The following is a 6653-nucleotide window of genomic DNA, read 5'->3' as shown; positions in this document are numbered from 1 at the left end:
GATGAACTCCGAGCCGGCCCCGCCAATGATGATGTCCCCGCCGCCGAAGCCGTAGATGTAGCCGCCAGCGCCCGCATTGGTGAAGCTGTCGGCCGAGTTGGTGAGGTAGTAAGCCTCAAAGTTGGTGACAGTGTCGCCCGCCGCGGCGAAGGCGTTCAGCGCCTGGTTGGTGAGATTCACCAGAACTGGCGCGCTTGAACCCAGCCAGGACACCGAGTCGAAGCCGTCGCCGCTGTCCAGGCTGTCGCCGCCGCCCCCGCCGGCGATGAAGTCGTTGCCATCCTGTCCGAAGATGATGTCGTTGCCGGTTCCGCCGGTGATGGTGTCATTGCCGATCCCGCCATTGAAGGCGACGCCGACATTCACCGTGCTGGAGAGGATGACGTTGTCGTTGCCGTCAAGTGCATTGGTGACATCGGGCAGGAAGTAGTTGCCGGTGGCCAGCAGCGTGTTGAGGTTCACCACATCATTGCCGGCGGCGAACGGGTTCTCGTTCTGCGCCGTGACATTGACGGTGAGCACGAAGCCAGAGCCGGTGTTGCGGTAGTAGTTCAGGAAGCCGTCAAACTCCCCGATCAGGGCATCAAGGTCGCCATCGCCATCAAGATCGGCGAAGCTGGGGGCGCTGCGCAACCCCACATCGACGCCATTGAAGGGATTGGCAGCGCCGGTCTGCTCGGTGAAGGCCGGGGCGAGCGCCGTGCCGTCGTTGCGGTAGTAGTTGAGGACGCCGTCAAACTCCCCGATCACGGCATCCAGATCGCCATCGCCATCAAGATCGGCAAGTGTGGAGGTGCTTTGGACACCCACATCGACGCCATTGAAGGGGTCTGCAGCGCCGATCTGCAGGGTGAAGACAGGGGCCAGCGCCGTGCCGATGTTGCGGTAGTAATTGAGGTTGCCGTTGAACTCCCCGATCAGGGCATCGAGGTCGCCATCGCCATCGAGATCGGCGAATGTGGGGGTGCTGACATCTCCCACATCGAAGCCATTGAAGGGGTTGGCAGCGCCGGTCTGCTCGGTGAAGACCGGGGCCAGCGCCGTGCCATTGTTGCGCCAGTAGCGGAGGGAGCCGAATCCCTCCCCGATCAGGGCGTCCAGGTCGCCATCGCCATCGAGATCGGCGAAGCTGGGGGCGCTGACCAATCCCACATCGACGCCATTGAAGGGGTTGGCAGCGCCGGTCTGCTCGGTGAAGGCCGGAGTCGAGGCTGCCGATGCGGTGTTGCGCCAGTAGCGTAGGGTGCCGAATACCTCCCCGATCAGGGCATCAAGGTCGCCATCGCCGTCAAGATCGGCGAAGCTGGGGGCGCTGTATAGACCCACATCAACGCCATTGAAGGGGTTGGCAGTGCCGGTCTGCTCGGTGAAAACCGGGGCCAGCGCCGTGCCGGTGTTGCGGGAGTAATTCAGGGTGCCGTCATTCTCACCGATCAGGGCATCAAGGTCGCCATCGCCATCGAGATCGGCGAAGCCGGGGGTGCTGTAGGAACCCACAATAACGCCATTGAAGGGATTGGCAGCGCCGGTCTGCTCGATGAAGACCGGGGCCAGCGCCGTGCCGGTATTGCGATAGTAGTTGAGGGGGCCTTCGCTTTCCCCGATCAGGGCATCAAGGTCGCCATCGCCATCAAGATTGGCGAAGCTGGGGGCGTTGTGAAATCCCACATCGACGCCATTGAAGGGGTTTGCAGCGCCTGTCTGCTCGGCGAAGACCGGGACCAGTGCCGTGCCAGTGTTGCGGTAGTAGTTGAGGAAGCCGTCAAACTCCCCGATCAGGGCATCAAGGTCGCCATCGCCATCGAGATCAGCGAAGCTGGGTTTGCTCCACCCCCCCACATTGACGCCATTGAAGGGATTGGCAGCACCGGTCTGCTCGGCGAAGACCGGGGCCAGCGCCGTTCCATTGTTGCGAAAGTAACGGAGGGTGCCGTTACTTGCCCCGATCAGGGCGTCAAGGTCGCCATCGCCATCGAGATCGGCGAAGCTGGGAGCGCTGTAATCGCCAAAATCGATGCCATTGAAGGGGTTGGCCAGGCCGGTGATCTCGGTGAAACTGGTGGGCTGGATGGCTGCGGCGCCAGCTGCATCATGGATCGTGATGACCAGATTGCGCGTGGCGGTGGGCGTGTCAGAGCTGTTGGCATAGGTCAGGTTCTGGAGCAGCGCATCGATTGCGGCCGACGTGGCAATGGCGTTGAAGCTGACCACCAGGGGGGTTCCCGCCGTGCCGCCGGTGAAGTTGCCGATGACGACATTGCCGAAGCGGACATCGCTGCCGGTGACGGCAATCTGCCCCGCACCGGTGCCCTCATTGCGGATGCCGACACTGTCCTCGGCCAGAAGCCCGCTGACGACGAGATCGCCACCATTGAAGTTGCCATCTACATCCGTGAAAACCACGCTGGTGTCGAGGAGTTGCGGTGCTGCATTGACCAGCTGTTCCTCGAACACGACGTTGGTGAGCAGTCCATCGAGGACCGGGCTTGAATTGGACATTGCTATCTCCTGAAGAAACGGCACGCCACTTAGGCTAGATCAAGGCCATAAGCGAAATCGGTGCTGTCAGACAGACCAAAACAGTCTCGGAAAGCCCCCTACCCCGGCATGGATCAGGCCGCGCAGAGTTGACGCCACTCGGTGAGTGCGGCGGCGCGTCGTTCCTTGAAGGCAGGTCTGGATGAGAGGTGGTGTTCCTGGTTGAAGTGATTGTGGATCGAGCCGTGGACTGCGGCGAGTTTCTGCAGACTTCGCATGCGCAGGAACCTGAGCATCGCCCGTTCCCGTCGTCGAAACGGTTGATGGGAATTCTCAACCCGGTTGTTCAACCACCGGCCGATCTCGCGCTTGTCGATCGCGCCCAATGCTTTCAGAGCAGCGCCATAGGACGCCAGTCGATCTGTGACGATTGTTTCGGTGAAGCCATGCCTTCGAAGCGATTTTCGTAAGAACTTCAACGCTGCCTTCTTGTCCCGGCGCTTCGTCACGACGCTTTCGAGCACCTCACCCTCGTGGTCGACAGCCCGCCAGAGATAGTGCTTCACCCCGTTGATCTTCACGAACATCTCGTCGAGATGCCAGCGCCGATGCCGGAAATGGCGCATCGCCTGGACCCGGCTCCGCCTGATCTCCGCCGCGAAGACCTGCCCGAACCGGTTCCACCAGAACCGCACCGTCTCATGCGTGATGTCGATCCCGTGCTCATGGAGCAGGTCCTCGACGTTGCGCAAAGACAGCGGGTAGCGGACGTACATCATCACCGCCAGGCGGATGATCTCGGGGCTCGTCTTGAAGTAGCGGAAGATGCGGGCGTGGCTCATGCCATCAAGGCTACCGCCGCCCAACCCGACGGCAAGCCGATTTTCCTCTGACAGTGCCGTGTCCTTCATCTGACAGTGCCCGTCAGATAATGAAGTCCCCTGCCGTAAGGTTGTTGACACCCACCACGAAGATTTGGCTGGCGCCAAAGGCGGAGGCCGTAACGTAGGTGTCAGCGCCAACGACATTCAGCGTCAATTGGTTGAAAGCAGAGACGCCGGAGCCAATCAGGTTTAACTTGTCGGTTCCAACCTGGAAGTTGAAGATCAGGTCCGTTCCGAAGGTGGCGTTCGTGTAAAGGAACTGATCCACGCCCGCGCCCCCGTCGATGATGTCGTTCCCGCCACCACCGTTGATCGTGTCGTTGTCACTAAAGCCGTAGATGAAGTCGGTGAAGGCGCTGCCGGTGAGCTGATCATTGCCCGCATCGCCGATCAGCACCACGCCGGTGCTGGCGGATGCGCCGTTCAGCGTATCGTTGACGTTGGAACCCCAGGCATTCTCGAACCCGGTCGCGCCAAGGTTCAGGTCGACGCCGGCCCCAAACGACAGCGACGCCACGGCCCAGTCTCTGCCGGTGCCGCCGCCGATGGTGTCGCCGGCCCGGAAATAGACGAAGTCGTTGCCTGAACCGCCGGTCATGTTGTCGCCCGTCGGCCCCTGACCGATCAACGTTAGGTCCACCGTTGCAATCGAACCGTCCATAGTGTCGGAGAGGAAGCCACCCCAGATGGTTTCCACCTGCGAGGCCCCGATGTTCATATTGAGCGCCGCGCCCGGCCCGGTGAAGAACGTGTCAAAGCCGCCTCCGCCAATCACGGCGTCGATGCCCTCGCCGTAGAACGTGTCATCACCAAGCCCGCCATCCAGTTGGTTCGCAACGCCTGCGATACCGACGATAACGTCGTTGAAGGCTGTCCCGATGACGTTCTCGATGCTGGTGAAGGTGTCGAAAGCGCCACCGCCATCGACACCGAAGCCGAGATCCAGCCGGATCGTGATTCCGGCTCCGCTCCCGGCGTAGCTCGCCGTATCGACGCCTTCGCCGCCATCCAGCGAGTCAATCCCAGCGCCGCCTGCAAGCATGTCGTCGCCGCCCGCGCTGCGCAGGTTGTTCGACAACTCATTGCCGGTGATTGTGTCGTTGCCGGCGGAACCGTCGACGTTTTCGGCCCCAGCCAAGAAGACCCGCTCGCTGCCCCTGAAAGCTTGCCAGCCTTCAATCGAGAGATCGAGAGATACTCCTTGAGTGGTTCCAGCAAAATCGATCAAGTCGATCCCATCGCCACCAACCACGAAGTCGTCGTTTCCGACACCACGGAAAGTGTCGTTGCCAGTGAAGCCGTAGATATCGTCCGCTGCCGGTGTGCCGACCAGCAAGTCATCTCCATTCGTCCCATAGATCGCGTTGCGAGATCCAATCGGTAGCGGCGAGGTCGGGGTTGCTGGCGGAATTGGCACAACGTCGGGTCCCGGTGCATGGGACCCCGTCGCGAACCGGATAGGCACAAGCATGTCGGCGAACAGGAAGAATTCAACACCGTAAACGATGTCGGACGTGCCCTCGATCCGGTTGCTGAATTGAATGTAAGGATTGGTTCCAATGAACTGCAGGATCTCGTAATCGCCGATCCTTCGATCGAACTGGACTGTGTCTGTCCCCGGACCGCCGAAGATCGTGTCGTTGCCGGGTCCTTCAATAATGAGGTCGTCGCCGTTGTTGCCGTAGACGGCGTCGTTGTCTGCCCCACCCTCTACCGTGTCGTTGTTATCGCCGCCAAAGATCGTATCGCTGCCCGCACCGCCGGACATGCTGTCGTCGTTGGAATTGCCGTTGATCGAATCGTTGCCGCCTTCACCAAGGATAGTGTCATTACCGGAGTTGCCGGACAGCGTGTCATTGTCCGCGCCGCCGTCGATAAAGTCATTGTCAGCGCGCCCCTCGATGCTGTCGTTGCCGGCTTCGCCAAACAGCCAATCGATACCCAATCCACCGATAATTGTATCATCGCCATCTCCACCGCTGAGGTGGTCGTTACCGTCGCCGCCGTCGAAACTGTCATTGTCGGCATTGCCAAACAGCGTATCAGCACCAAGGCCCCCGATCAGCGTATCGTTTCCGTCGCCACCGCTGAGGCTGTCGTTGCCATCCCCGCCATCGAGATTGTCGTTTTCGGCGTTGCCAAACAGCGTGTCGGCACCCTCTCCGCCGATCAACCTGTCACGGCCATCGCCACCGCTAAGGTTGTCGCTCGCAGCACCGCCGTCGAGGCTATCGTTGCCGGCGTCGCCAAACAGCGTGTCGTCACCTTCCCCGCCAATCAGCGTGTCGTTGTCTAAACCACCGGTCAGATTGTCGTTGCCATCGCCCCCTACCAGACTGTCGTTTCCGCCATCGCCGAAGAGCGAGTCGTTGCCGTCGCCCCCTAGAATAGAGTCGTTGCCATCGAAGCCGTATAGACTGTCGCTGCCTTGTCCACCGTCGACCGTATCCGCCCCTTGATGTGCATATACAATATCATTGCCAGCGCCGGCAAAAATGGAGTCGTTAGCCGCAGCAGAGTTAATCGTGTTGTCGGCATCAATATCTAACAAACTCTCAAAAGAAGATCCAACGATGTCACCGACTGTTATCAGCGTTGCGCCAACTCTATTTGTATCTAAGAGCACCGCTCCGGACAAAGATAGACCGATTAAAACAACCTCTGCGGTGAGTGGAATATTCCAGAAATGGTCGCTTCCAGGAAAAACTGCAAGTGTCAGATGACCCGGTAATTGTGACTGTATAGGATTTCCAACGCTCGTTTTTAGTCGAATACCAACGTTGACTCCAATCGAAGATGAAAGAGTTATTTCATTCTGCCAAACATGCACAACATTTTGTAAAATTACTGCCGAAAGATTGTCGTCATTTGGCAGCGTCAGTCCATTTGAATTCTCCAAGTAACTCAAATTTATAAAAGCCACCGCCACCTCCCCCTAATCAATTTGTAAATATTTTCTAATTAACAGAACAATAAATGATCATCAAGTCAGAATTGTTAAACAGAACACATCTGTAGATCATTAATTGAGAAGATTCTGTCTGGAGGGTACTATCAGACAAACCCAAAAAATCTCAGAAAGTCCCCTGCCCCAGCGACCATCAGGCCGCGCCGAGCTGACGCCACTGAGCGAGAGCGGCGGTGCGTCGATCCTTGTAACTCTGTCGGCTGATGAGGGTGCGTTCCTGGTTGAAGTGGTTGTGGATCGAGCCGTGGACTGCGGCGAATTTCTGCAAACTTCGCATCCGCCGGAACCGGAGCATGGCCCGTTCCCGTCGTCGAAACGGTTGA

3 protein-coding genes and 1 pseudogene are annotated in these 6653 nt (G+C 59.0%); all 4 read right to left on the bottom strand.

The features are described from left to right. A partial coding sequence (locus tag ACLD7X_RS15655; protein WP_411424605.1) for an FG-GAP-like repeat-containing protein occupies positions 1-2499 on the bottom strand: 2499 nt, incomplete at its 3' end. A gap of 113 nt (positions 2500-2612) precedes the next feature. Further along, positions 2613-3320: an IS6 family transposase gene (locus tag ACLD7X_RS15650; RefSeq protein ID WP_411424606.1), complete on the bottom strand. Its 708-nt coding sequence runs from the start codon at positions 3318-3320 to the stop codon at positions 2613-2615. Positions 3321-3402: 82 nt separating this feature from the next. After that, positions 3403-6291: a hypothetical protein gene (locus ACLD7X_RS15645; RefSeq protein ID WP_411424604.1), complete on the bottom strand. Its 2889-nt coding sequence runs from the start codon at positions 6289-6291 to the stop codon at positions 3403-3405. Positions 6292-6463: 172 nt separating this feature from the next. Next, positions 6464-6653: pseudogene (locus ACLD7X_RS15640) on the bottom strand (hypothetical protein); the annotation flags it as partial.

It is taken from the genome of Aphanothece microscopica RSMan92, assembly GCF_046613545.2.
Lineage (GTDB): Bacteria > Cyanobacteriota > Cyanobacteriia > PCC-6307 > Cyanobiaceae > NIES-981.
The sequence above is the reverse complement of the archived record's forward strand: the minus strand, read 5'-3'. Positions and strand labels throughout refer to the sequence as shown.